The 24,290-nt window shown below is 55.9% G+C and carries 26 protein-coding genes and 1 tRNA gene; 9 read left to right on the top strand and 18 right to left on the bottom strand.

Annotation, left to right across the window (positions count from 1 at the left end):
* Positions 1-65: 65 nt before the first annotated feature.
* Positions 66-1,223 carry a homogentisate 1,2-dioxygenase gene (locus tag SMB34_RS01145; RefSeq protein ID WP_007090183.1) on the bottom strand — a complete coding sequence of 386 codons (1,158 nt, stop codon included), beginning with the start codon at positions 1,221-1,223 and terminating at the stop codon, positions 66-68.
* Positions 1,224-1,459: 236 nt separating this feature from the next.
* Here SMB34_RS01145 and SMB34_RS01140 point away from each other — a divergent pair, with 236 nt between their 5' ends.
* Complete coding sequence (locus SMB34_RS01140; RefSeq protein ID WP_037987246.1) at positions 1,460-1,852, top strand: GFA family protein; 393 nt, start codon at positions 1,460-1,462, stop codon at positions 1,850-1,852.
* A gap of 11 nt (positions 1,853-1,863) precedes the next feature.
* Here the strand turns inward: SMB34_RS01140 and SMB34_RS01135 are convergent.
* The 4 genes from SMB34_RS01135 to SMB34_RS01120 all read right to left on the bottom strand — a co-directional run bounded on the left by SMB34_RS01135 (position 1,864) and on the right by SMB34_RS01120 (position 4,551).
* A tRNA-Arg gene (locus SMB34_RS01135) sits at positions 1,864-1,940 on the bottom strand.
* A 142-nt stretch (positions 1,941-2,082) separates the two neighbouring features.
* Positions 2,083-2,607, bottom strand: coding sequence for an acyloxyacyl hydrolase (locus SMB34_RS01130; protein WP_007090185.1), 525 nt, complete (start codon positions 2,605-2,607; stop codon positions 2,083-2,085).
* An 83-nt stretch (positions 2,608-2,690) separates the two neighbouring features.
* Complete coding sequence (gene pip, locus SMB34_RS01125) at positions 2,691-3,653, bottom strand: prolyl aminopeptidase (RefSeq protein ID WP_037987244.1); 963 nt, start codon at positions 3,651-3,653, stop codon at positions 2,691-2,693.
* A 73-nt stretch (positions 3,654-3,726) separates the two neighbouring features.
* Positions 3,727-4,551 (bottom strand): hypothetical protein, encoded by an 825-nt coding sequence (locus tag SMB34_RS01120; protein WP_037987242.1) that lies wholly within the window; start codon positions 4,549-4,551, stop codon positions 3,727-3,729.
* A gap of 155 nt (positions 4,552-4,706) precedes the next feature.
* Here SMB34_RS01120 and SMB34_RS01115 point away from each other — a divergent pair, with 155 nt between their 5' ends.
* A complete protein-coding gene (locus tag SMB34_RS01115) occupies positions 4,707-6,188 on the top strand; it encodes a M48 family metalloprotease (RefSeq protein ID WP_037987239.1) in 1,482 nt (493 codons plus the stop codon).
* Positions 6,189-6,266: 78 nt separating this feature from the next.
* Here the strand turns inward: SMB34_RS01115 and SMB34_RS01110 are convergent, their stop codons facing one another.
* The 3 genes from SMB34_RS01110 to fdxA all read right to left on the bottom strand — a co-directional run bounded on the left by SMB34_RS01110 (position 6,267) and on the right by fdxA (position 8,299).
* A complete protein-coding gene (locus SMB34_RS01110) occupies positions 6,267-7,073 on the bottom strand; it encodes a hypothetical protein (RefSeq protein WP_007090189.1) in 807 nt (268 codons plus the stop codon).
* Positions 7,074-7,165: 92 nt separating this feature from the next.
* A complete protein-coding gene (locus tag SMB34_RS01105) occupies positions 7,166-7,666 on the bottom strand; it encodes a CarD family transcriptional regulator (protein ID WP_007090190.1) in 501 nt (166 codons plus the stop codon).
* 297 nt (positions 7,667-7,963) lie between these two features.
* Complete coding sequence (fdxA, locus tag SMB34_RS01100) at positions 7,964-8,299, bottom strand: ferredoxin FdxA (protein WP_007090191.1); 336 nt, start codon at positions 8,297-8,299, stop codon at positions 7,964-7,966.
* Positions 8,300-8,672: 373 nt separating this feature from the next.
* On the opposite strand from fdxA, the gene SMB34_RS01095 reads away from it, so the two are divergent.
* The 5 genes from SMB34_RS01095 to SMB34_RS01075 all read left to right on the top strand — a co-directional run bounded on the left by SMB34_RS01095 (position 8,673) and on the right by SMB34_RS01075 (position 14,202).
* Entirely contained in the window at positions 8,673-11,102 is a 2,430-nt protein-coding gene (locus tag SMB34_RS01095) for a putative bifunctional diguanylate cyclase/phosphodiesterase (RefSeq protein WP_007090192.1), read from the top strand.
* 65 nt (positions 11,103-11,167) lie between these two features.
* Positions 11,168-11,542: a response regulator transcription factor gene (locus tag SMB34_RS01090; RefSeq protein ID WP_007090193.1), complete on the top strand. Its 375-nt coding sequence runs from the start codon at positions 11,168-11,170 to the stop codon at positions 11,540-11,542.
* Positions 11,539-12,165 carry a hypothetical protein gene (locus SMB34_RS01085; protein WP_007090194.1) on the top strand — a complete coding sequence of 209 codons (627 nt, stop codon included), beginning with the start codon at positions 11,539-11,541 and terminating at the stop codon, positions 12,163-12,165. The genes SMB34_RS01090 and SMB34_RS01085 overlap by 4 nt, the downstream gene beginning before the upstream one ends.
* 14 nt (positions 12,166-12,179) lie before the next feature.
* Positions 12,180-13,781, top strand: a complete 1,602-nt coding sequence (locus SMB34_RS01080; RefSeq protein WP_051682058.1) for a sensor histidine kinase — start codon at positions 12,180-12,182, stop codon at positions 13,779-13,781.
* Positions 13,782-13,818: 37 nt separating this feature from the next.
* Complete coding sequence (locus SMB34_RS01075) at positions 13,819-14,202, top strand: MerR family transcriptional regulator (RefSeq protein ID WP_007090196.1); 384 nt, start codon at positions 13,819-13,821, stop codon at positions 14,200-14,202.
* Between the two features lie 41 nt (positions 14,203-14,243).
* Here SMB34_RS01075 and SMB34_RS01070 read toward each other — a convergent pair whose 3' ends face one another.
* The gene (locus SMB34_RS01070; RefSeq protein WP_037987237.1) at positions 14,244-14,666 is read right to left on the bottom strand and encodes a YbaN family protein; all 423 of its coding nucleotides are present in this window, start codon (positions 14,664-14,666) and stop codon (positions 14,244-14,246) included.
* A 164-nt stretch (positions 14,667-14,830) separates the two neighbouring features.
* Here SMB34_RS01070 and arfB point away from each other — a divergent pair, with 164 nt between their 5' ends.
* Positions 14,831-15,247, top strand: coding sequence for an alternative ribosome rescue aminoacyl-tRNA hydrolase ArfB (gene arfB / locus SMB34_RS01065; RefSeq protein ID WP_007090198.1), 417 nt, complete (start codon positions 14,831-14,833; stop codon positions 15,245-15,247).
* Between the two features lie 14 nt (positions 15,248-15,261).
* Here arfB and SMB34_RS01060 read toward each other — a convergent pair whose 3' ends face one another.
* Positions 15,262-15,855, bottom strand: coding sequence for a TetR/AcrR family transcriptional regulator (locus tag SMB34_RS01060; RefSeq protein WP_051682057.1), 594 nt, complete (start codon positions 15,853-15,855; stop codon positions 15,262-15,264).
* Positions 15,856-16,137: 282 nt separating this feature from the next.
* Between SMB34_RS01060 and SMB34_RS01055 the strand changes: the two genes are divergently transcribed.
* Positions 16,138-16,920: an acyl-[acyl-carrier-protein] thioesterase gene (locus SMB34_RS01055; protein WP_037987236.1), complete on the top strand. Its 783-nt coding sequence runs from the start codon at positions 16,138-16,140 to the stop codon at positions 16,918-16,920.
* Between the two features lie 2 nt (positions 16,921-16,922).
* Here SMB34_RS01055 and SMB34_RS01050 read toward each other — a convergent pair whose 3' ends face one another.
* The 8 genes from SMB34_RS01050 to SMB34_RS01015 all read right to left on the bottom strand — a co-directional run bounded on the left by SMB34_RS01050 (position 16,923) and on the right by SMB34_RS01015 (position 24,157).
* The gene (locus SMB34_RS01050) at positions 16,923-17,537 is read right to left on the bottom strand and encodes a ribonuclease HII (protein WP_037987234.1); all 615 of its coding nucleotides are present in this window, start codon (positions 17,535-17,537) and stop codon (positions 16,923-16,925) included.
* Between the two features lie 58 nt (positions 17,538-17,595).
* Entirely contained in the window at positions 17,596-18,111 is a 516-nt protein-coding gene (locus SMB34_RS01045; RefSeq protein ID WP_037987476.1) for a GNAT family N-acetyltransferase, read from the bottom strand.
* Positions 18,112-18,196: 85 nt separating this feature from the next.
* Positions 18,197-18,601 carry a Na+/H+ antiporter subunit G gene (locus tag SMB34_RS01040; RefSeq protein ID WP_007090203.1) on the bottom strand — a complete coding sequence of 135 codons (405 nt, stop codon included), beginning with the start codon at positions 18,599-18,601 and terminating at the stop codon, positions 18,197-18,199.
* 11 nt (positions 18,602-18,612) lie between these two features.
* Entirely contained in the window at positions 18,613-18,882 is a 270-nt protein-coding gene (locus SMB34_RS01035) for a K+/H+ antiporter subunit F (protein WP_007090204.1), read from the bottom strand.
* Positions 18,879-19,373: a Na+/H+ antiporter subunit E gene (locus SMB34_RS01030; RefSeq protein WP_240478713.1), complete on the bottom strand. Its 495-nt coding sequence runs from the start codon at positions 19,371-19,373 to the stop codon at positions 18,879-18,881. Before SMB34_RS01030 ends, SMB34_RS01035 begins: the two co-directional genes overlap by 4 nt.
* Positions 19,374-19,393: 20 nt before the next feature.
* Entirely contained in the window at positions 19,394-20,926 is a 1,533-nt protein-coding gene (locus SMB34_RS01025) for a monovalent cation/H+ antiporter subunit D (RefSeq protein ID WP_037987230.1), read from the bottom strand.
* Positions 20,926-21,282 carry a Na+/H+ antiporter subunit C gene (locus SMB34_RS01020; protein ID WP_007090207.1) on the bottom strand — a complete coding sequence of 119 codons (357 nt, stop codon included), beginning with the start codon at positions 21,280-21,282 and terminating at the stop codon, positions 20,926-20,928. The genes SMB34_RS01025 and SMB34_RS01020 overlap by 1 nt, the downstream gene beginning before the upstream one ends.
* Before the next feature lie 4 nt (positions 21,283-21,286).
* The gene (locus tag SMB34_RS01015; RefSeq protein ID WP_037987227.1) at positions 21,287-24,157 is read right to left on the bottom strand and encodes a monovalent cation/H+ antiporter subunit A; all 2,871 of its coding nucleotides are present in this window, start codon (positions 24,155-24,157) and stop codon (positions 21,287-21,289) included.
* Between the last annotated feature and the right edge of the window lie 133 nt (positions 24,158-24,290).

Below are 24,290 nucleotides of genomic sequence, written 5' to 3'. Positions count from 1 at the left end.
CGCAAAAGTGCAGAAATCCGCCCCAAAACAACTTTTGCCCCCTGCGCCCGGGGTCAGATCGAACATCAAAGTGTTTCCTTCGCCTTTTCCCAGGTATTGACATAAGCCTTCCATTCCGCGCCATCGGGGATGCTTTCATCGATATTGACCATGTCGGCACAGTCGATCATCACCGCCACCTCGTCGGTTTCAACCGGCACCTTGATCATGGTTTTCTGATAGGAGCACGGATGCGGCCCATGCGGGAAACCGCTGGGGTGGAAGGTTGCCATACCGGGCTTGATATTGCCCCGGCTGTAAAACTCGCCCCGGTGATAGAAGATGAATTCGTCGTAATCCTCGTTCGAATGATAAAACGGCACGCGAAGCGTCCCTGATTCACCTTCGCCAATTTTCGGCACAAAGGTACTGATGGCAAACCGGTTGGCGACAAAGGTGCTGTGTGCCGCGGGCGGCACCGGTTGGCCCGGTTGGCGGTCCTGTCGCAAGTCGCGCCAGTTCAACCTTACGACACTCAGGTCGCCCTGCCAGCCCACCGCATCCAGCGGGTTATAGGGATAGGTCAGGGTCGAAATTGCATTGCGACGCTTGATGTGAATTTCCCAATAGGCTTCGTCCTGCTGGGCACGGAATTTGTCATCAAGTCGCGGCACTTCGAAACTGGTCGGGTTGATCGACGGATGACCTGCCGACTGGGTGTCGTTTGGCAGGCCAAAGGCATCGTTGGTGGCCTCGATAAACAGGAATTCGGACGGATCGGTTGCCTCGAACCGCCAGGCCGTGCCGCGCGGCAGCAGGATGTAATCCCCATCACGATACGGCATGTGGCCGTAATCGCAATAAAGCGCGCCGCTGCCATTGTGAACAAAAGCCAGCGTATCACCATCGGCATTGCGCGCCAGCGCATGCATTTTGCCATCCAGCCGCCAATAGCGGACTTCCATCACGGCATTATGTACAATACGGCGCGCCTGCAACGGGCAATCCGGCCCGGCGGCCAACTTGTTCAGATCGAACGCCCGCGGTCGAAGCGGCCCTTCGAAAGAGGCCCAGCCTGCCGGTGGGTGTTTATGATAAATGTGGGCTGATGGCCCAAGGAACCCGTTACGCCCTATTTCGCGTTCATGAACGGTAACGGATGGGGAATTTGTTGAACCTGCGGCATTCTTGGACGCTGCAACGCAATTGCCTTCGCTGTTCGGAAGACGAATCCAGTTCTTCACCTGACACCTCCCGGCCGGATCGGCCATATAAAAGGGCTTGTCGGATTTGCCCGTTATATAAGGATATGTGCAGACCCGGAGGTCATTTCAAGGCGTGCAGGAAATTGCAAAAATACAACTTTTCGCTGCACCCGCAACAAGGAAGCCGTCAGGACGGAAATCGGCCGAAATCGGCAATGGACGCCCGCATGACCAAGGCACTAAACTTCCCGCTCCCTGATTGACTGGAGAAACCTATGGATAAAATCACCGGTGGCTGCCTATGCGGCAAAGTCCGGCTTGTGGCAACGGGAAAGCCGTACCGGGTTGGCCTGTGTCATTGCCTTGATTGCCGGAAACACCATGGCACGCTTTTTCACGCGTCGGCGGTTTATCCAAAGAACGCGGTAACGGTCGAAGGCGACGTGCGTGATTATCAGGGGCGCTATTTCTGCCCGACCTGCGGATCATCGGTTTTCGGCCATAGCGGGGACGAGATCGAGGTGAATATCGGGTCGCTCGACGCGCACGATCAGTTAAAGCCCACCTACGAGCTTTGGACCATCCGCCGCGAGGGGTGGCTGCCGGAATTTCCGCTTGCGAAACACTATGAGCGGGACCGGGAAGGCACGGATCGTTCGGAGGAATAGGGGAACAGAAATGGTGCGCCCGACAGGATTCGAACCTGTGGCCCCCAGATTAGGAATCTGGTGCTCTATCCTGCTGAGCTACGGGCGCACTTTATCGGCAAGAGGCATTCAATTAGCAGCTTCGATAGCTGCGATCAATCCGCCAGCGCCGCAAATATGTCGTACCATGGCCAGAAAAGCAAAAAGCCCCGCAAAATGCAGGGCTTGAAGCGGCGTTCCGGAACGTGGGATCACTCAAAGATCGCGTCGATCGGAATGGCATAGGTCAGAGACAGGATTTCCGTGCCCGGGTTTTCGTCGCCGATGCTGGCGTTCGAAATGTGGGCGATACCGAGGCTCAGACGTTCGCGGCTGTCAAAGCGGAAGCCGAGCTCAAGACCGGAACGGAATTCGATCCAGTGACCGAGGTCTTCGCCGTCACCCTGATGGTAGGCACCAACCGAGGTATAGATGCTGGAAACGAAGTGATCGCCCCACAGCACATCCATCGCCAGACCGCCATAACCGTGTGCTGCCTTGTCGCTGGTGACCATCACGCCGGTGATCGGGCGCAGAACGCCAAACATCGCGTGCTGGAAACGGTAATCAAGACGGAATTCAGCGGCTTCTTCATCCTGCGTGATATCGACCATACCGGTCGAGAATTCCAGCAGGCCGCTGTCATTGTTATTGCCAAGAAACTGCTGTGCGTTTGCCGCACCTGCAAATCCTGCGACCAAAAGCAGGGCCAGGATTTTCCCCAAAACCAACCGCATTAACCTAAGTCCCCTCTAGGATAAATTTGGGCATATACTACCCAACCGTATGATATAAACAACAAAACAATGACACGACTGTTTTAATTTTTATCAAAGCCGATGCCATTAAAGGAATTCGTGGCACGCACAAGTTCGCGCACGATCCCCGGTTCACTTGCCGCGTGACCGGCATCCTCAACGATATTCATTTCAGCACCCGGCCATTGCGCGTGCAGCTCAAACGCCGAAACCGGCGGACAGACAACGTCATAGCGGCCCTGAACAATGCGGGCCGGCAGATGACGGATTCGATCCATATTCCGAAGAAGCTGGTCCGGGGCAAAGAACCCCTTATTGACGAAATAATGATGTTCAAGCCGCGCCAGCGCCAACGCGATCCCGTCACCTTCGAAATCCGCGACCAAGCCATCATCGGGCAGCAACGTGCAGCAGGTCGCCTCGAACCCGGACCATGCGCGCGCCGCTGCAACCGCAGCAGCTTCGCCGTCCCTGCCAGCAAAGACATCGCCATAGCGATCCAGCAGGGCAGCACTTCCGGGGTTGCGATCAAACCCGACAGCGGCGAGGAATTTTTTCTCGGCCTCGGCAAAGAATTTGCCCATGCCATCCATGAACCAGTCGATTTCCTGATCCCGGCACAGGAATATCCCGCGCAGAACAAAACCAAGCACCTGTTCCGGGTGGGCCTGCCCATAGGCAAGCGCCAGCGTTGACCCCCACGAACCGCCAAACACCAGCCATTTATCAATGCCGCGATCCTGACGGAGCGCTTCGATATCGCCAATCAGATGGTCGGTGGTATTGTTTTCAAGGCTGCCGAACGGGCGGGATTTACCGGCACCGCGCTGGTCATGCAGGATCACCCGGTATTTTTCGGGATCAAAGAAGCGGCGCGACTTGGGCGATATCCCACCGCCGGGCCCGCCATGCAGGAAAATCACCGGAATGCCGTCGGGATTGCCGACTTCCTCCCAATAGATCGCATGCCCGTCGGGCCGTTCCAGCCAGCCGGAATAAGCGGGTTCGATCTCGGGATAAAGCATTGGGGAGCCTCTTGGAATCCAGCGTTTCATTCTTCTACACGTTCAGAGTGTAATTGGACAAGTCCAAAGCCGTTTACGGTTGACCGACAGACTGTTCCACACATAGGGACGCCGGATTGGTCAGTTCCAGATACGGCCCGCCGCGATCTTCGATCATGCCGCGCACACGGATTTTATGGCCAATCCAGTCTTCCATATGCTGTCCGGCCGTTTTGATCGCATCGCGCAGATCGCGATCGACCATCACGGTGAAATCGTTGCGCGAGTCGGAACCAAAATTAAGGTAGCTGCGCCATTCGCGGTCTTCGATGCGTTGAAGGATGCCATCAATTACGGCAAATCTTCCAACAGCCCGCGCCGCATCGGGAAGATCACCATCAATTTCCGACGACCCGGCATAATGATAAGCCGGGCTCTGGCCCGGTGCCCAAAGCCCGATTTGCTGCGACATGGCCGATTGCTCGGCCGCAAGCAAAGCATCAATCGGGCGGCCTGTTTCGGGCAAAAGCATCACAAGCCCTGCTTCAAGCAGCTTTTCCTGCCAAAGCTGACCAAAACCATCCCGCATATCGGCCAGATGCCGCCCGGCGAAATCGGGCGTTTGATCATAGGCAACAAGGTCGGTGATGGCAGAAGACCCGTTTTGCATGGTACTTAAAGCCGCATCCTCGAATTCCGGAACAAAGGCGATATCGGCCAGCCGCCAAAGTATATCTGGCCGGGAGGTCGCAATCAGCGCATCGACGGTTTCGGGCTTTGCCAACCGGATCGGTATCGACCTGACATCACTTCCACGAGCATTGACGGAACCAAAGGACGGCCCGCACAGCCATTGATCCGCCTTTGCCGGGATGCCAAAGGCCAGAATTCCGGCAATCAGACACAAAAACAGCGACATGCGGCAGATCGCCGCAAAATTTCCCGATTTTTGCGAATAGGTTTGATTGTTGCGAGATATTGATTGGCAAGCCAACACGCGCTACCACATCGTAAGGGATAAAATTGCGGTTCCGGCAAAGGATACGCATCGCGGGCACAAGAGGAAAGACTTCAATGAGCTGGCTTTTTCATCGCAAGACAAGACGATTGGCAACCGCCCTTGGCGCGCTGGGTCTGGTGGCAACCCTTGCGGGCTGTTCGACCAACCGCGCGACCGGCGAGGACAGCTTTACCGCCTTTATGTCCCCCGATCAGGAAAAACAGGTCGGCGCGGAAGAACATCCGAAAATCGTGCGCGAATTTGGCGGCGATTATGACGAGAAGAATATCGAGGCCTATGTGACCGAAATCGGCAACAAGCTGGTGGCGGTTTCCGAAGCCCCCGACGAGAAATTTACCTTCACCGTCCTTGATTCACCCGTGATCAACGCCTTTGCCTTACCGGGCGGCTATGTTTACATCACGCGCGGACTGGCTTCGCTTGCCTCGAACGAGGCGGAGCTTGCCGGGGTTCTCGCCCATGAAATCGGCCATGTCGTTGCACGCCATTCCGCCCAGCGTTACAGCCGTGGTGTCCTGACCCAGATTCTGGCCGGTGGCCTTTCGGCGGCCCTTGGCAATGGGGCTGGCGATATCGTCGGTGTCGGCGCGAATGCCTATCTGAAGTCGTTTTCGCGCGAACATGAATTCGAAGCCGACATGCTGGGCGTGCGTTACATCACGCGCGCCGGATACGACCCCGAAGGCATGGCGTCATTCCTGAAAAAACTGCGCGCCCATTCGCGCCTTCAGGCAAAACTGGCAGGCCGGTCGCCCGATGAAATCGATCAGTTTGATTTCATGGCCACCCACCCGCGCACCGTTGACCGCATCGAACAGGCCCACAAGGCCGCCAATGTTACACCGGTCGCAAATCCCGAAGTCGGCAGTGTCCGCTATATGCGCGCCATTGACGGGATTATTTACGGTGACGGCCCGGATAACGGTTATGTCCGTGGAACGTCGTTTATCCATGTGCCGCTTGATTTCCGGTTCGAGGTGCCCGACGGATTTTCGATGATCAACCAGCCCGATGCGGTGATTGCACAGGATGAGGGCGGCGCACAGATCGTGTTTGAAGGCGCACCAAAGGCCAAGGGTGTCGCGCTTGATCAATATCTGGCGCGCGGTTTTTCCAGCAAGATCGCCATCACCAATATCGAAAAGATCGATATCAACGGTCAGGAAGCCGCCACCGGATATGCCGATGTCAACCTGAATTCCGGTGGCAAGGCGCGCCTTCGGGTGGTTGTCATCCGGCACGGCGATAACGCCTATCAGTTCCTGTTCATCATGCCGCTTGATCAGGTTGATGCCTATAACGTTGCACTTCGCCGCACGACATACAGTTTCCGCCCACTGACCCGCGAAGAGCAGCAGAAATACCATCCGCTGCGCATCAAGGTGCGCGCCGTGAACCCGGAATATGATCTTTCGACCTTTGTCGGCCAGATGGCGGTATCACGTGAACCGGCCGAAACCTTTGCCGTACTGAACGGGCTTGAACCCGGGCAGCCACCGGCAACCAATTCGATGGTCAAGGTTGTCATCGACTAACCAGAACAAAGGGGCAGCAAATCCGGTTTGCTGCCCCTTTTGGTATCTAAAGCGTTTTGTGTTCAATACCCTGAAAAATCAGCTTTCGATGTGATCGACAATCCTGCCGTCGCGCCCGATGGCAACCGCGATCAATGGGCCACCGCGCCCTGCCCCGCCGTCAATCGACAGGGTAAATTCGCGTTCCTGAAGGCCAAGATTGGCCAAGGCAGATCCGCGCACGATCCGGCGGCAATCGTAATAACGATCCGTGATGCTTTCAAACATCGACCCACCCCACCAGAAGGTATCGGTCTGTCCGGTCAGCGGACGCGACGCATCAAGCCCGGCATGCACAAAGATCAACGAGCCATCCGTGGCATAGGCCGCGTGCTTCAGGTCCGACAAAAGCGAACTGTGACCAGGCCTGCGACGAAATGCTTCGCCAAACTGGCCGGTCCATTGCGAAATCGCATGCGCCCCCTGCCGCATCAGCGATTGGGTATGCGACGGATCAAAGCCATAGGCGCGCAGCGTCCCGGCAATACCGCGCGACAGCATCCAGTCGAATACCTCGCCCGGGTTCGGGGCAAAGTGAATCTGTTGCAGTTTGCTCAGCATTTCTTCGGTGGAACCGCGCAAAAAGGCGATATCGGCAATATCAACGCCTTCTTTCGCCAGGAAGTAACGCCGGAACAGCAGTAATTCATTGATAGCACCCGATACGGCCTCGGCCGTGCCATCGCCCCAGTAATTGCCAAGATAGATCAGGCGATCACCGGCTGTGATTTTGCCCCGAAGCTTGCCATGAACGGCTTGCAGCGCGGCAAGATCGCCATTGATCGCCCCGACGGTCCATATTTTATCCGCCGGTTTTATCGGTGCCAGAACTGCGCTCATCGCCATAACGTGCCCAAAATAAACAAAACCGGCCCAAGATTACCTTGTAGGCCGGTTTTTAAAAAGAGGTCTCTGTATAACAAAGCTGTACAGGCGTATCAGGCAGCTTTCTGCAACAGTTTTTCAAGCTTGCCCGAAGCCTTGTCCTTGTCGATCTTTTCGATCGCGGCCAGTTCATCAACAAGGCGTTCAAACGCTGCTTCGTAAATCTGGCGTTCGGAGAACGACTGTTCAGGCTGGGTGGCGGTGCGGTGCAGGTCACGAACCACTTCGGCGATCGAAACCGGGTCACCGGAATTGATCTTTGCCTCATATTCCTGCGCACGGCGCGACCACATGGTGCGTTTGACGCGCGCACGGCCTTTAAGGGTGATAAGCGCCGAGTCCATCTGTTTTTTAGAGGACAGCTTGCGCAGCCCGGAGTTACCCACCTTGTTGACCGGCACGCGCAAGGTCATGCGGCTCGAATCAAAAGTGATGATGTAAAGGCGTAATTCCTGACCCGCGATTTCCTGGGTCTCCAGGCCATCAACACGGCCAACACCGTGTGCGGGGTAAACAACGTAATCGCCAACAGCAAAGGGCAACTTATCCGACATCAAGCTTCCTTCCGGCCCAAACAGGCCTGGTCATTCAACTGTAACACTATAGACCCAGCGACACGAAGAGCTGCACACGACGATGCTTTTGGCGAAGTCGCGGTTTTTGACAGGATATAATAGCGGAGATCCGACTGCGCGGAGCGAGCCTGCCGAGCCCTTGAACGCGAGTTGCCCACAATAACACAAAGAGCCGGCCTATCACAGATTTTTTCCGTGCGACCGGCTCAATGCAGCCATGCGCCAATAAAATCAGGGCGCAAAAACAGTGGTTTTACAGGCGCTTAACGCGTTTTATCAATCACCGGTTCCCGGTGCTTCGCTGAGCAATTCAGTCTTGCCCGACTTGCCATTCCATTCGTCGGCATCGGCCGGTGCATCACCCTTGCGCGTAATATTCGGCCAGACTTCCGCGAATTTGCGGTTGATCTCAAGCCAGTTATCCAGATTCGGTTCCGTATCGGGAATAATGGCCTCGGCCGGACATTCAGGTTCGCAGACACCGCAATCAATGCATTCGTCCGGGTGAATAACCAGGAAGTTTTCACCTTCATAGAAGCAATCGACGGGGCAAACCTCGACGCAGTCCTGATACTTACACTTGATGCAGTTTTCTGTCACCACATAGGTCATGGTGTAACTCCGTTCAGGTTGCGAGGCCGTGATGCGGCTGCGCCCGCGCTCGGCCTTGTTCTCTCTCGGGGCATTGGGTTATCACGCAGTGCGGTTGTGTGCAACTCCAATAAAATCCCATTTTTTTTAGTAGTATTGCCGTTTCGGTGCATTGCGATATCGCAGTTAAACAGACCGCATCGGACGTTCAAACCGGCTTTGGCGGGAAAATACATAAATCCCGGCAATTTTCCAGTATTAGAACCCGCGCAACAATTGCTTTTGCGGTGCCAAGCACATAGTCTGGACTGTGAAACATGGTCATAGAGCCATGCAGGGGTGTGGATTGGCGGAGGGTAGCCTGAAAACACAACGGCTCAGATGGCGTGACCGCTTGTCTGTCAAACAGGCACGTGCCGCTGTCGTTATCACCCTTCTGATTGGCCTGTTTTTCAGCGTCGTACAGATTGTCTGGGATCTTTATGAAGAACGCAGCCTGATTGACCGAACCGTTAATCAGGTTTTGTCGACGTTGCGCGAATCCGCAACACAGGCGGCCTATGGCCTTGACGAAACGCTTGCCGCACGCGTGGTGTCGGGCCTGTTTGAATATGAACCGGTTTACAGCGCGACGCTGCGCGACAATTTCGGAAATGTTCTGGCGCAAAAATCGCGTGCCCCCTCATCATCGGGGCGGTCAGCATTTAGCGAAGTGATGTTTGGCAACAACCAGCAATATAACGTGCCGTTGCTGACCGGTGAAAGCCGTGATCTTGTCGGCCATCTGGTCGTTCGGATCGATACCGACCTGATTGCCGATGGTTTCATCAATCGCGCCACCCGCATCCTGACGTCGGGCATTTTGCGCAACTTCCTGCTGGGGCTTGCGCTGGTGGCATTCTTTTACCTGACACTCACCAAACCGCTTTTGCGCATTTCACAGGCCGTCACCGGCATTGATCCAGACAGTCCCGATGCAACCGGGCTGACCGTTCCCCGTCATCATCAACGCGATGAACTGGGCCTTTTGTCACGGTCCGTTGCCACACTGGTCGAAGGGATTGCATCAACACTTGGCAAATTGCGCCAGGCCGAACAGCAGATGCGTGATAACGAGTCCCGCCTGCGCGCGATTGTTCAGAACGTGGCCGATGGCATTCTGACCATCACTCCGAACGGCACCATTGTTGAGTTTAACAATGCATCCTATCCCCTGCTGGGCCTGAAAGAAGGTGAAACGCCAAAGGGACGGTCGCTTCTGGAATTTATCGCCCCGCGCGCCATTCCGAATTTCGAGGAAAGCCTTGCCGAGCTTTCGGGTCTGGACCTGCGTCATCATATCGCAGAGCAGCGCCTGACGCTGCCGCTGGTACGGATGGACAAGACCGAGATCGAGGTAAGCGCCGCATTTCGCCCGATCCCCGATGCGCAAACACCGCTGATTACGGTTGTTCTTCACGATATCACCGCGCGCAAACGCTATGAGGAACAACTGGTCTATATGGCCAATCACGATGCGCTGACCAACCTGCCCAATCGCAGCATGCTGGAATACAGCCTTAAATCAGCACTTGAGAATCACAAACGTGATGCCGCGAGCCCGCATGACCGGGCAACCGCGATCCTGTTTATCGATCTGGACCGGTTCAAGCTGATCAATGACAGCCTTGGTCACAATGTCGGTGATTTGCTGCTTAAGGCCGTGGCGGACCGTTTGCGCCGGGTGATCAGCCGACAGGAAATCATCGGCCGACTGGGCGGGGACGAGTTCCTGATTATCATCCCGCGCCTGCGCGAAACGCAGGATGCCGCCACACTTTCGCAGGCGGTTCTGGATGCGCTGGCCCCGGCCTTTGACATTCAGGGGCGTCACTTGTTCATCACACCGTCAATCGGCATCGCCCTTTGCCCGGCGGATGGCGATGATTTCCCGACCCTGATGCGCAATGCCGATACGGCGATGTATAGTGCAAAGGCCCGTGGCGGCGGGACCTATCACTTCTTTACCAAGACGATGAATGAAAGTGCGGTTGCGCGGCTTGCCATTGAAAATGACCTGCGCGAAGCCCTGAAAGAGGGACAGTTCGAACTTTATTACCAGCCAAAGATCGAACTGCTATCAGGCAAGCTTGCCGGGCTTGAGGCCTTGATCCGCTGGAACCAGCCGGGGCGTGGCTTTATATCACCAATGCAGTTCATCCCGGTGGCCGAGGAAACCGGACTGATTGGCAAGATCGGCGAATGGGTATTGCGCCGGGTCTGTGATCAGATCCGCGAATGGGATCTGCTGGGTCTGCCGCCGGTCAGCATTGCGGTCAATCTGTCCCCCAGACAATTGATCGAAGGCCGGATCACAGAAACGATTTCGCGCATCCTTGATGAAACGGCAACACCGGCATCACGCATCGTTCTTGAAATCACTGAAACCGTGATGATGCATGAAATCAAACGATCGGCATCAATCCTGGATGAATTGCGCAAGCTTGGCCTGCAGATCGCAATTGACGATTTCGGGACGGGTTATTCGTCGCTGGCCTATCTGAAACGATTGCCGATCAATTCGATCAAGATCGACCGGTCGTTTGTCCGCGATGTGACGACCGATCCCGACGATGCGGCGATCACCAACACGATTATCATCATGGGGCACAATCTTGGCCTGAAGGTGGTTGCAGAAGGGGTTGAAACACAGGAACAGCTTGAATTCCTTCGCGAACATGGCTGCGACGAAATCCAGGGCTTCCTGATTTCCGAACCACGCCCGGCCAATATCACAGCCAGACAGATCGAACAGCTTTCGCGCACGGTTGCGTCTATTCTATAATCGGCCCTATCCTTGCGGATGATGCCTGATACAACAAGAACACAAACCGAAAATCAGAGAAAAACATGTCCCAGAATCGATCCGTCCTGCTTGTCGATGACAGCAAATTTGCCAGACTGCTGGTAAAGGCATTTATCACCAGCAACTATGCCGACTGGCGGGTGGACGAGGCCGAAGAAGCCGAAAAAGCCCAGGCAATGGCCGCAGAGCATGCCTATGATTACCTTTTGATCGATTTCAACATGCCGGGCATGAACGGGCTCGAATTGGGGGAAAAGCTGCGCGCGGCTTATCCCGATGCTGCAATTGCGCTTCTGACGGCCAATATACAGAAGGAAATCCAGAACAAGGCCCACGGGCTTGGCATGGACTTTCTGGCAAAACCGCCAACCGAAGAAAAGATTTGCGATTATCTGAAGGGCAAGGAAGCCGGGCGATGATCGACCTTAGCGAGCTTGAACACGACACAATAAGCGAATTGATCAATATCGGGGTCGGCCGTGCTGCCGCGTCCCTGTCGGAAATGGTTGATCAGCCGGTGGAACTGACAGTTCCGACGATCACCTTTGTCGAAAGGTTTTCCGATTCAAACCTGACATCTTCGCCCGAAGAAGTGGTTTCCGCCGTCAGCCAGTCATTCGATGGCCCGTTCAAGGGCGAGGCGATGCTGGTTTTCCCGGAAAAGCGCAGCCTCGAACTGGTGCGGCGGTTGCTTAAGGTCGATGTGCCGCTCGATACCCTGACCGATCTTGAACAGGAAGCCCTGATGGAGGTCGGCAACATCATCCTCAATGCCTGCCTTGGCAGCATTGCCAACGTGCTGGGCGAGCCGATCAATTGTTCGATGCCGACATTTCGCAAACGCGAAACCCGTGCATTGTTAAATGAAGACACCGCATTTGATGCCGCGTCTGGCAAGATGCCGGTTCTGATGATCCTGCATGTGCAATTCATGCTGCGCCAGAACGATATTGATGGCTATGTGCTGTTTGTCATGGATCTTGACTCCATCCAAACCCTGAAGGAACTGGTACGACGCTTCCTTGAAAACGCACTTGGTTGACGGGCAGCGCCACGATGACAAATCCTACCCCCCCGATTGTCGATATCAAGGATGCCGCCGAGGCCGCCGACCTATACAGCAATCTGCTTGATACTGCCGATGTCGGATTGGTGGTGATCGGGTCGGATCATGCCATCTGTCACTGGAACCAGTGGATGCAAAGCCGGTCGGGTATTCCCGCCGATCAGGCCATTGGCAACCGGCTGAGTGCGGTTTTCACCGAAACACGTTTGGGGCGGCTCTGCCAAGCAATCAAGGATTGCCTGGAATTCGGCATGCCTGCGGTGATTTCGCCGTCGCTTAATCAAGGTGCGCTGCCGCTTCGCCCATTGCCGCAATTTGCCGCGACATTTGACCGCATGGAACAATCCATTCGCGTTCATCCGATTACGACATCGCGCGGCGAAAAGCTGTGTTCACTGACCGTGCGTGATGTGACCCTTGCCGTGCAGCGTGACCGGCTTTTGCGCCAACAGGCCGCCGAACTGGCCGAACTGGTCACCCAGACCCGACGCAGCGAAGACCGCACGCGCGCGATTTTGCAAAACACCATTGATGCCATTCTGGTCGCATCTGATGACGGCAACATAGAACCGCTGAATGCCCGCGCGCAGGAACTTTGCGGCCCGGAAGGCGACCCGGAACTCAGCAACATTATCCGGTTTCTGCTGCCTGATAGCGAACATACCCCGCCACAACGCCCGACAGCTGATCGGTTGCTGACCGATCTGGGGACCGGCGTGATCGAGGTTCTGGCATGCACCCCAAATGGCCGCAACGTGCCGCTTGAAGTTGCGATCAGTCATTTTTCGGCAGACGGGCGATATCATTACATCATCACGCTTCGCGATATTTCCCAGCGCAAACGCCATGAAATGGAAATCCAGCGCACCATGGCGGAACTGGAACGTTCCAACAGCGAACTTGAACAATTCGCCTATGCGGCGTCCCACGATTTGCAGGAACCGCTTCGCATGGTGTCAAGCTATACACAGCTGATTGCGCGGCGATACAAGGATCAGCTTGACGAAACCGCAGATGAATTCATCCATTATGCGGTTGATGGCACCCAGCGCATGCAGCGCATGATCGACGACCTTTTGACCCTGTCGCGGGTCGGACGGCATGGCAAACCGTTCAATGCGGTCCCCCTTGATAGTCTGTTTGATGCGATTGCCGCCAATTTCCGGCGCGCAGGCCTTGGCCCGGCGGGCAATATCGTGCGTGACGGCTTCCTGCCAACCGTAACCGGGGATGCCAGCCAGCTTTTGCTGCTGTTTCAGAATCTTGTTTCGAATGGCCTTAAATACAGCGACCCTGACAAGGGTGAAGTCCGGATTTATGCCACCGAAACCGATGAAAGCTGGAAGGTTTTCGTTGCCGATAACGGCATCGGGATCGAACCGCAATATCACGCGACAATCTTTGAAATCTTCAAACGCCTGCACGGTTATGGTGAATATGCCGGGACAGGGATCGGTCTTGCGATCTGCAAAAAGATCGTCGACCGGCATGGCGGAACGATTTCGGTAGAAAGTGAACCGGGCAAAGGCAGCACGTTCTGCGTTGAATTGCCGAAAGAATTGCCGATTGTGATCCCGCCAGAAAGCATGTAGCTTTCGTTTACGTAAGCGTAAACCTGAACGGGATGTCATGAGCGACAATTATTCCATCACCGACCTTGCCCGCGAGTTCGACGTCACGACCCGTACCATCCGTTTTTACGAGGATCAGGAACTGATCGCCCCGGCCCGTCAGGGGCAGACCCGCATTTACAGCCATCGCGACCGGGTGCGCCTGCGCCTGATCATGCGGGGCAAGCGGCTTGGCTTTTCGCTTAAGGAAATCCGCGATCTGCTTGATCTTTATGACACCGACCGCAGCGAAATCATGCAGTTGACCATCCTTGTCGACAAGATCAATGAACGCCGCGACACGCTGCGCAAACAGCGTCAGGATATCGATGCGACACTTGATGAGCTCGATAAGCTTGAAGAAACCTGTCAGGAAGAATTGACCCGCAAATCGGGGAACTGATCTGCACTGTTGTGTGCCTTGACGTGGTCAGGGGTCAGGAATCAGGAGCCTGCACCCGGCTCCCCGCCCTGCGTCTGTACCTGTGCCATCGGCATCGATGCGGGCAGACGCGACGGGCGCGACAGGATAAAACAGCTGACCGGGATCGCGACAAGCAACTGGATCATCACCACCCAGCGGTTTTCGACAAAGATCAGGGATGCGGCAATCACCACGACAAAGGCCGACATCGCCATGATCTTGGCCCGGCGATGGATCACGCCATGTTCGTTCCAGTGCCGGATCGACGGACCAAAATGCGGATGATTGTAAATCCACGCATGCAGGCGCGGTGACCCTTTGCTAAACAGCCAGGCGGCCAGCAGCATGAAGGGGGTGGTCGGCAGAATTGGCAGAAATGCGCCAACAATTCCAAGCCCTACCGAAAGCCAGCCCAAGGCCAGATAAAGATACGATACCTGCACGTCTTATTTCCTGTTTACAGCCCTGCCCGCCCCTGACAGGGTAAGTGCCTTCAATGTAGGTGGAATGCCATTGTTTTTCAATCAACAGCACCCACCGGTTTTCGGGCTTCTGCCGTGCGGGTTCGCCGCACAACTTGCCGCCCCTATTACTTAGACGATCCGCCATGCTCGAAATCTCAAATGATCTTTATCTTGATGAACGCCATCTGCAATTCCAGTTCGTGCGCGCATCCGGACCGGGCGGCCAGAACGTCAACAAAGTATCGACCGCGGTACAGATGCGCGTGCGTATTGATGACCTGACGGAATTGCCGCAACGCGTGCGTGATCGCCTGCGTGAACTGGCTGGCAGCAGGCTGACCAATGACGGAGAAATCATCTTTGACGCGCAGCGTTATCGCACCCAGGAACGGAACAAGCAGGATGCCATCGAACGGCTTCTGGCCCTGTTGCGCAAGGCCGCCGAACGCAAGAAATTCCGCGTCAAAACCCGCCCGTCTCTATCGGCCAAACGCAAACGGGTCGACACGAAAAAGAAACGCGGCGACGTAAAGAAAATGCGCCAGCGACCGATGGATTAGGCCGCAGATACCGGTCAGGACAACGGGCATTTATGCAGCCAGTCGTCCATCAAGGCGGCCATTTCCGAATTTTCCACCCCCGCCTGTGACAGCGATTGCCAGGTCGAAAATTGCACCGCATGTCGCGCAACCGCTTGGCACATCTTGCCCTTGCGCCGTTCGGCAGGCAGGCTTGCCAGTGCATCGGCAGACAACATGTCGAGATAGCCATCAAAGCCCTTCATCTGTTCACGAAGGGCGGCGACATTTTCCCGATCACGATAGCAATGATCCCACATATAAGCCGTTTCACCATAATAGTGATAAAGCATGCTCAGTATCGCGAGGCCCCAGTCAACTGGTGCCACCGACTCGCGCCATGATGCGGGATCGGGTGGCGGGTTAAGGCTCCGCCAATGTGACGAGCACGCATCAAGCAGTTCATTTTCTTCGGGAAAATGCCGATAGACCGTCAAACGCTGCACCCCGGCGCGGTCTGCAATCGCGCTGATGGTTGTGCGTGCCGGGCCGACTTCGCCATGCAATTTCATCGCAGCTTCGAGAATCTTGAGGCGCGTTTCGTCTTCTTTTTCTGCGCGTAATGTCTTGTTGTATTTTCGTTTTTCCATTTAATAAAACATCACTGTTCTTTTAAATTTAAACCAAAGGAACTGCGTTCTTCATTTTAAATGAACACATATGATCATTCACTTTTTGGCAGTTCCCCAAAGAGCCACAAAATACAAATGATGCAGCCCAACCCTGAATTTAACCATCATCACCAGCTTTGCCGAAATGAGCAAGATGAACCTTCGGGACATCCCGGTTCGTATTGCGGATTTCCAATCCGGATTTGCACGCAGCCAACCGGGTTTCTATAACAGTCATGGAATGACACAGGATTTGCCAACATGACAATCCAATGGGACGAAATTGCCAAGCCCGCCCTGCCCGCCAATTGCGGATGGCGCGGGAACTATCGCGTGAGGTATTCGGAAATTGGCGATAACGGCCTTGCGATGTTGCCGGCCCTCGCCGATTACATGCAAGACGCCGCTGGTTGGGGCGCACGCATCCTGAAACTCGCCTATGACGACACGGTTGATAAAGGCATGGCATGGGTGCTGGCGCGGATGGTCATTCATGTCCGACGCTATCCCGGCAATGGCGAGGAAATCATTGTCGAAACATGGCCATCGGGCGTTGCAAGGCGTGTGGCCACCCGCGATTTCCGTCTGATCGACGGCAAGGGTGATGTGATTGCAGTCGCGCAAAGTTTCTGGGTGATGTTTGACCTGCTGGAACGGCGCGCGGCAAGCTGGCCCGACTGGATCGAAGAACGGCTGCCGAAACCGCCCGGCCCGAAACTGATCGAACCACCATTCCGGCCGCCCTTCACCACCGACCCGTTACCCGAAATCGACAGCATAAAGGCCCGCCCATCCGATCTTGACCTGTATGGGCATGTCAATAATGTGCGCCTGATGCAGTGGGTGCTTGGAGCAACCGGTGCGGATGCAAAACCGGACTTCCATCCCGAAAGCATCGATATCCAGTTCCGCACCGAATGCCGGGTTCAGGAACGGGTCACGGTGCGCCAGAAGGACGGATTTGCCGCGATTACACGTGATGGCGACGGGGTTGATCTGGTCCGTGCGCAGGTCGTGCCCAAAAACCGTACCGCATTAGCCTAGGATCAGGACAGAATTCCGAGCAGTTCGGCAATCGGTCTGAAACTACGGCGGTGATGCAGGGTCGGCCCGACAATGCCAAGCCCCTCCATATGCTTTTTTACGCCATATCCGGCATTGCCATCCCATCCGAAATGCGGATAGCGCGCGGCAAGGCGGGTCATGGCGCGGTCGCGTACGACCTTGGCAACGATGGATGCCGCCGCGATGGATAATGATCTGCCATCGCCCTTGATGACCGTTTCCACCGCGCACGGCAGCCCCGGATCACGATTGCCATCCACCAGCGCCTGATCGGGGCATTGCGGCAGGCGGGCTACCGCACGGCGCATGGCAACATAGGTCGCCTGAAGGATATTGATCCGGTCGATTTCACGGACCGATGCCGCGCCAATACCAACCTCGGCGCATCCCATGATCAGGTCAAACAACAGATCGCGTTTCTTGACCGACAGCTTTTTGGAATCGTTGAGTTCCCCCAGAAGGATGTCAGGCAGCCGTTCATCACGCGGCAGGATCACTGCCGCGGCAACCACCGGCCCGGCAAGCGGCCCGCGGCCGACCTCGTCGATCCCGGCGATGCGTCCGCGATATTGATCCTCGATGCTGAAATCCGGCATGTAAAACCTGTCCCTCCTGCCTTGTCCTCATAGCAAGGATGTGGGGCGGTCGACAATGTCATCTGTGATGACGTCTGGCAAAATCATCCGCCGTGATGGCATATCGCACGCCATCACTATCGGTCTTGTGATGGCGCATGCCGATCTTTCGTGCGACCGCAAGCGACCCGATATTGCGTGCATCGATACAGGCAATGAAACTGTCCAGTTTCATTTTTTCAAACCCGTGCGATAACACGGCGTTGGCGGCCTCGGATGCATATCCCCGCCCCCAGAAAGCCGGTTTCAGACGCCAGCCGATTTCGATTTCGGGTCCAACGGCGTCCTCGGGGATCAGCAAAACCCAGCCAATGAAACTGTCCGGTTCCGTTTTTCGAAACAGCGACCAATATCCCAGCCCCGGCCCGTAATCCATGGTGATGCGATCATGGATAAAGGCGCGATGTTCGGTTTCATCGGCCCAAGGTCCCTGAACGAAATCGGTTACGCCGGGTTCACGATCCATCGCAAAACAATCGTCAAGATCATCCAATGTCCCCGGGCGCAGCCACAGACGTTCGGTTTCAAGAATCATTCGGTTTTCCTGCCATTCGAGCACCGCAACAGCATAATAAAACGGCACCGCTTGAACGGTGCCGTTTTAAGGTTTGCAAACCCGGCTATTTTTCGTCGGGTTTATATTCTTCGCTGGGGTCATAGCCATCCGGGCCAACCGGATCAAAGGTCGCCCAACCTTCGTCCCGACCACTTTCCGGAAGGTCCTTATGCGGGTCAACATGACGCAGCAAATAGGCCTTGGCGATCAGGTTTGCGGTGATCGGTGCCGTAAGGAACAGGAACAGCGTGATCAGCAATTCATGAATGGTGAAATGCCCGCGTTCGATCCAGAAGAACAGCATCGAAGCAATCAGAATGGCGCCAACACCCACGGTGGTTGCCTTGGTCGGCGCATGGAGCCGCGGCAGCAATTCGCGCAGCTTGATCATCCCGAACGACCCGACCAGCAGGAAAATCCCGCCAATCACGATCAGAACAGAAATGACGATTTCAGCAATAAACGGCATCCTGTCTCTCCCTATTCGATGATGTCGCCACGCAAGACGAACTTGCAATAGGCAACGGTGGAGACAAAGCCGAACATGGCAAACAGAAGCGCGCCTTCGAAATACATCGAGGTCGCGCGGCTGATTCCGTACAGCACCAGAAGGGCAATGGCGTTGATCGCCATGGTATCAACCGCCAGAACACGATCAGCAATGGTCGGCCCCTTGGCCAAACGCCACAGATTCATCAACAGGGCCACCGCCACACAGATAAAGCCGAAATTCAGTGCATATTCGATCATTCGAAAATCTCCTTCAGACGGCCTTCGTAGCGGGTCTTGATATCATCAACCACGCCCTGCGGGTCCGGCGCATGCAGGCAATGCACCAGAAGGCTTTTGGCATCCGCACTCAGGTCGATGGTCACCGTGCCCGGCGTCATGGTGATCGTCCCGGCAAGGGTCGTGATCGCCTCGGGCGAGGTCAGATCAAGCGGCACAACCACGCTTTTGGATTCAAGGCTTTCGGTCTTGCGAAACAGGATCAGTCCGGCAACCACAACATTGGCGACCAGAATGTCCCACAACACGATCAACCCGTATTCGCAGATGGCATAGGCATTGCCGACCTTTGGGCGCGCGGGCCAGAAGTTTGACGAGATCAGCGGGATGGCAATCGCCAGGATCGCACCAAAGACCACGGCACCAGCCGATATTTCATTGACCAGCAACACCCAGACAACCAGCAGGGCCAGCGAGAGCAGCGGGTGGGGAAGACAACGTTTCAACATCATCACTATCCTTTCATCACCGCTTACTGGCCAGGCTGTGTGGCGGGTATTTCACCCAGCACAGCCCGGATGTAATCCGTGGTGTCAAACAATTGCGCCGCCGTTCCCTGCAGGTAATCCGTGATCGGGGCGGCAAAGACCGTCAGCACAACCAGCGCACCAAGCATGCCGCAGGCGGCAATGATCGGAAGAACCGGCCAATTGGCACCTTCGACCTCAATCACGCCTTCGGCAGACGCGCTTTTCCAGAACAGCACACTGCCAGCCCGACCGAAACCGACAATCCCCATCAACGACGTCACAAGGATCACCGCCCAGATCCAGACGCCGAACGCGCTATCGCGGGCGGCATCAAGGATAAGAAGCTTGCCGATAAAGCCACTAAGCGGCGGCATCCCCGCCATGGCGATGGCGGCAATAAAGAACAGAACCGCCAGCAATCCGGACTGATGGAAAACTGGCGCAGTGTTCAGGTGATCGCCATACTGGCCACGGCGCGATGCCACAAGATCACCGATCAGGAACAGAGCCGCACCGGCAAAGGTCGAGTGCAGCAGGTAATAAAGACCTGCCGAAATGCTTTCGGGCGTAAACAGCGCGATGGAAATCAAAAGCGTTCCCATCGATCCGATCACGGAAAACGCGATCAGGCCATTAAGACGCTTGGCCGCCAGAACCCCGATCATGCCAATCGCCAGTGTGACAATCGCGGCTGGCAGGATATAGGGCTGTGCGAGCCACGCCATATCACCGGCATTTTCACCAAAGCCCAGCGAATAGACGCGCAGGATCGAATAAGCCCCGACCTTCGTCATGATGGCAAACAGCGCCGCCACCGGGGCCGGTGCGTTTGCATAGGTGCCCGGCAGCCAGAAATGAACCGGCACAAGGGCCGCCTTCACACAGAACACCAAAAGCAGGATCAACGCCCCGGCACGCAGCAGCGCGGCATCACCAGCCGCCACCAGCGGCACCTGAACGGCAAGATCAGCCATGTTCAGCGTACCGGTAACCGCATAGATCATGCCGACCCCGACCAAGAACAGCGACGACCCCGTCAGGTTGATGACGATATATTGCATGCCCGCCTTAAGGCGTTCCGCTCCGGCCCCATGCAGCATCAGACCATAGGATGCGATCAACAGGACTTCGAAGAAGACAAACAGGTTGAACACATCCCCCGTCAGGAAGGCACCATTGACCCCCATCAGCTGGAACTGGAACAGGGCATGGAAATGCTGGCCGCGCTTGTCCCATTCGCTGGATGCAAACAGGATGACGCCAAGACCAAGGATCGATGTCAGAAAGATCATCATCGCCGACAGACGATCCAATACGATCACGATCCCGAACGGTGCCGGCCAATCGCCAAGCGCGTACATTTCCGGGTTGTTGTTATTGGCAAAAATCACCAGCGACAGGGTGACCGCCACAAGGGCAACGGTCGCGGTGATCGAGAATATGCGCTGCAAGACAATGTCGTGACGCACCGCCAGAACAATCAGGGCGGCCATCACGGCAGGCAGCAAAATGGGGACGACAATCCAGTGACCCATCAGTTTTTATCTCCTGCTTCGGATGGTGCGCCTTCCGGGCGACCGTCAACATGGTCATTACCGATTTCAAGATAGGCCCGGATTGACAGCACAACGATCAGTGCGGTCATCCCGAACGAAATCACGATCGCTGTCAGGACAAGCGCCTGGGGCAGCGGATCGGTATATTCGGTAACACCATCACGCAGGATGGGCGGCATATCGATGGTCAGGCGTCCCATGGCGAACAGGAACACGTTCACCGCATAGGACAACATCGCCAAACCGATCACCACCGGGAAAGTACGACCGCGCAGCAACATATATGTGCCGCACATGGTCAGAAGCCCGATACTGCTTGCTACAAGAAACTCCATGATATCAGGCCTCTTTCTCAGCTGTCGCGACCTTCGCGGTCGCGGCGGACGGATCATGGTCCATCGGTTCCGGATTGATGTCGACATGTTCGGCCATACGTTCCACCTGCGACAGTTTGGCAAGTGCAAGGGTCACCGCCCCGACAACCGTCAGGAACACGCCAAGATCAAAGCCCATGGCAGATGCCAGCTCAAATTCGCCGACAATCGGCAGATGAACATGGACAAAACCACTGGTCAGGAACGGCAGCCCCGCCACCCAGGCCGAAAGCCCCGTAATGGCCGCGGCAATCACGCCAAGCCCAATCATGCCGTGGTAATTGGCCTTCATGCGGTTCTGGGTCCAGCCAAAGCCCGACGCCATATATTGCATGACCAAGGCAACCGAAACGACCAGACCGGCAATAAAGCCACCACCTGGCTCGTTATGACCGCGCAGGAAGATGTAAACCCCCACCAGAAGCGACAGCGGCAGCATCACGCGCGTTGCAATGACCATCATCATCGGATGACGGTCTGCCGACCGGCGATTATCGACCACCCAGCTTGCAAGGCGTTTGGCGGCCTCGCCCTGGGTGACGGTTTCAATCAGGGCAAAGATCGACAATGCGGCAATGCCAAGAACAATGATCTCGCCAAAGGTATCAAAACCACGGAAGTCAACGAGGATCACGTTGACCACGTTGGTGCCGCCACCTTCGGTTTTCGAATTGGCCAGATGAAACGCCGAAATCGAATTGGGCAGTTCACGGGTCATGATCGCCCAGACAGCCCCACCCATGCCAAGACCGGCCGCGATTGAAATCACCCAGTCGCGGAATTTGCGCCCCGGCTGGCTTTCTTTCGGGGTTTCCTTTGGCAGGATGTTCAACGCCAGCAACATCAGGATGACCGTTACCACCTCGACCGAGATTTGGGTCAGGGCAAGGTCAGGTGCCGACAGATAGATGAAGCCAAGCGAGACAATCAAACCGATGACCCCCACCAGAAGAAGGGTCAGAAGCCGGTTATGATGCATCGCGACCGCCGCGATACAGGTCCCGACCAGAAGCACCCAGCCAATGGCGGCAGGCGGCGAAACGGCTAGAAGTTCGCGCGTACCTGCGGTGTGATCGGGTTCGGCATAGAAACCCGAAAGGCCGATGGCAATGGCGGCAAAGATCATGATCGCCAGATAACGTTGCAGCGATCCGTTCTGAAGATTGTCGGAAATCACGCGACTAAGCGCCACGACCTTGACGATCAGACAATCAAACATTGCCTTTGCATCCGGCCGCGACAGGTTGGAGGTTACCGACATCAGGCCGCCATGACGCAGAAGAATAAGCGCACCGGCAATCAGGGCAATCACGCTCATGCCAAGTGCCGAGGTCAGGCCGTGCCAAAGTGCCAGATAATATTCCGGAAGGTTCCCCCCCGTGACCGCATTGGCCGTGGCCGCAACCAGCGGTCCGGCAATGGCCGCCGGGAACAGACCGATCAGAACCACCAGAATCGTCAGAAATGCGGGCGGTGCCCACATGCCAAACGGCGGGTCATGGGGATGATGGGGCAGTTCGTCACGGGTTTTGCCAAACCAGACATGGAAGATAAAGCGCAACGAATAGGCGACCGAGAACACCGCACCAATCGTTGCCAGCAACGGCACAAGCCAGTTCTGATCGAACCAGACGGTGTGCCATGCTTCTTCCAGCATCATTTCCTTGGACAGGAACCCGTTCAACGGGATGATCCCGGCCATCGATGCCGCCGAAATGATCCCGATGGTTCCGGCAATCGGCATCAGGTTCAGCAACCCGCCCAGACGGCGGATATCGCGCGTTCCGGTCTCATGGTCAATGATCCCGGCGGTCATGAACAGGGCCGCCTTGAAGGTTGCATGGTTGATGATATGAAACACGCCCGCAACGGCGGCCATCGGCGTTCCGAAACCAAACAGCATGGTCACAAGACCAAGATGGCTGACGGTGGAGTACGCCAGAAGCCCCTTAAGGTCATGTTTGAAGATCGCAATCCATGCGCCCAGCACCATGGTCACGAGGCCCGCACTCGCCACGATATAGAACCATTCCTCCGTTCCCGAAAGAACCGGCCACATGCGCGCCATCAGGAAGATACCCGCCTTGACCATGGTCGCCGAATGCAGATAGGCCGAAACCGGGGTCGGTGCGGCCATGGCATGCGGCAGCCAGAAATGGAACGGGAACTGTGCCGATTTGGTAAAGCAGCCCAGCAGGATCAGAACAAGGGCTGGCACATAAAGCGGGGACGCCTGGATCAGGTCGGCATTTTGCAGGATCACCGTCAGATCATAGGACCCGACGATATTTCCAAGGATCAGCATCCCGGCAATCATCGCAAGTCCGCCTGCCCCGGTCACGGTCAGCGCCATACGCGCGCCCTGACGACCTTCGGGCAGATGCTTCCAGTAACCGATCAGAAGGAAGGATGACAGCGACGTCAGCTCCCAGAAAATCAGCAGAAGCAGGATGTTGTCGGACAGAACAATACCGACCATCGCGCCCTGGAACAGCAGCAGGAACACATAAAACCGCCCCATCGGATCGTCTTTCGACAGATAGAACCGGGCGTAAATGATGATCAGCAAACCAATCCCGAGGATCAGGGTCGCAAACAGCAAACCCAGACCATCAAGAAAGAAGGTCACGTTCAATCCAAGATCGGTCAGCCAGTCATAGCGGACCTGAAACACTTCGCCGCCAATGACGGCGGGTGCCTTGGCGATAAGCAGGATCAAGGCAAGCAGCGTGACCGAGCCGGTAGCTGTGGCGCACGCATTGCGCCCGGCCCTGATCATGACGGCGGGTAACACCGCCCCAAGGAAGGGAAGCAAAACAATGAGGGTGAGACTCATGAAAGACCCTTATTTTTGGAAAACGCCGCAGCGCCCCCAATTTGCGCAACAGCAAGAAAATTCTGGCAGAAAGTAATATTTGTACTGAAAATGGTCAAGAAAACCCAACCGGCGCAGTTTTTTACCTTCCGGT

The organism is Thalassospira permensis NBRC 106175, assembly GCF_000714555.1.
Classification (GTDB): Bacteria; Pseudomonadota; Alphaproteobacteria; order Rhodospirillales; family Thalassospiraceae; genus Thalassospira; species Thalassospira xiamenensis.
The sequence above is the reverse complement of the archived record's forward strand: the minus strand, read 5'-3'. Positions and strand labels throughout refer to the sequence as shown.

What these genes read in the sequence shown, in the direction of transcription:
- SMB34_RS01140 (WP_037987246.1), top strand. Translation starts at nt 1,460, where the DNA reads ATGGATAAAATCACCGGTGGCTGCCTATGCGGCAAAGTCCGGCTTGTG.
- SMB34_RS01130 (WP_007090185.1), bottom strand. Translation starts at nt 2,607, where the DNA reads ATGCGGTTGGTTTTGGGGAAAATCCTGGCCCTGCTTTTGGTCGCAGGA.
- pip (WP_037987244.1), bottom strand. Translation starts at nt 3,653, where the DNA reads ATGCTTTATCCCGAGATCGAACCCGCTTATTCCGGCTGGCTGGAACGG.
- SMB34_RS01120 (WP_037987242.1), bottom strand. Translation starts at nt 4,551, where the DNA reads ATGTCGCTGTTTTTGTGTCTGATTGCCGGAATTCTGGCCTTTGGCATC.
- SMB34_RS01115 (WP_037987239.1), top strand. Translation starts at nt 4,707, where the DNA reads ATGAGCTGGCTTTTTCATCGCAAGACAAGACGATTGGCAACCGCCCTT.
- SMB34_RS01110 (WP_007090189.1), bottom strand. Translation starts at nt 7,073, where the DNA reads ATGGCGATGAGCGCAGTTCTGGCACCGATAAAACCGGCGGATAAAATA.
- SMB34_RS01105 (WP_007090190.1), bottom strand. Translation starts at nt 7,666, where the DNA reads ATGTCGGATAAGTTGCCCTTTGCTGTTGGCGATTACGTTGTTTACCCC.
- fdxA (WP_007090191.1), bottom strand. Translation starts at nt 8,299, where the DNA reads ATGACCTATGTGGTGACAGAAAACTGCATCAAGTGTAAGTATCAGGAC.
- SMB34_RS01090 (WP_007090193.1), top strand. Translation starts at nt 11,168, where the DNA reads ATGTCCCAGAATCGATCCGTCCTGCTTGTCGATGACAGCAAATTTGCC.
- SMB34_RS01085 (WP_007090194.1), top strand. Translation starts at nt 11,539, where the DNA reads ATGATCGACCTTAGCGAGCTTGAACACGACACAATAAGCGAATTGATC.
- SMB34_RS01080 (WP_051682058.1), top strand. Translation starts at nt 12,180, where the DNA reads ATGACAAATCCTACCCCCCCGATTGTCGATATCAAGGATGCCGCCGAG.
- SMB34_RS01075 (WP_007090196.1), top strand. Translation starts at nt 13,819, where the DNA reads ATGAGCGACAATTATTCCATCACCGACCTTGCCCGCGAGTTCGACGTC.
- arfB (WP_007090198.1), top strand. Translation starts at nt 14,831, where the DNA reads ATGCTCGAAATCTCAAATGATCTTTATCTTGATGAACGCCATCTGCAA.
- SMB34_RS01060 (WP_051682057.1), bottom strand. Translation starts at nt 15,855, where the DNA reads ATGGAAAAACGAAAATACAACAAGACATTACGCGCAGAAAAAGAAGAC.
- SMB34_RS01055 (WP_037987236.1), top strand. Translation starts at nt 16,138, where the DNA reads ATGACAATCCAATGGGACGAAATTGCCAAGCCCGCCCTGCCCGCCAAT.
- SMB34_RS01050 (WP_037987234.1), bottom strand. Translation starts at nt 17,537, where the DNA reads ATGCCGGATTTCAGCATCGAGGATCAATATCGCGGACGCATCGCCGGG.
- SMB34_RS01045 (WP_037987476.1), bottom strand. Translation starts at nt 18,111, where the DNA reads ATGATTCTTGAAACCGAACGTCTGTGGCTGCGCCCGGGGACATTGGAT.
- SMB34_RS01040 (WP_007090203.1), bottom strand. Translation starts at nt 18,601, where the DNA reads ATGCCGTTTATTGCTGAAATCGTCATTTCTGTTCTGATCGTGATTGGC.
- SMB34_RS01035 (WP_007090204.1), bottom strand. Translation starts at nt 18,882, where the DNA reads ATGATCGAATATGCACTGAATTTCGGCTTTATCTGTGTGGCGGTGGCC.
- SMB34_RS01030 (WP_240478713.1), bottom strand. Translation starts at nt 19,373, where the DNA reads ATGATGTTGAAACGTTGTCTTCCCCACCCGCTGCTCTCGCTGGCCCTG.
- SMB34_RS01025 (WP_037987230.1), bottom strand. Translation starts at nt 20,926, where the DNA reads ATGGGTCACTGGATTGTCGTCCCCATTTTGCTGCCTGCCGTGATGGCC.
- SMB34_RS01020 (WP_007090207.1), bottom strand. Translation starts at nt 21,282, where the DNA reads ATGGAGTTTCTTGTAGCAAGCAGTATCGGGCTTCTGACCATGTGCGGC.
- SMB34_RS01015 (WP_037987227.1), bottom strand. Translation starts at nt 24,157, where the DNA reads ATGAGTCTCACCCTCATTGTTTTGCTTCCCTTCCTTGGGGCGGTGTTA.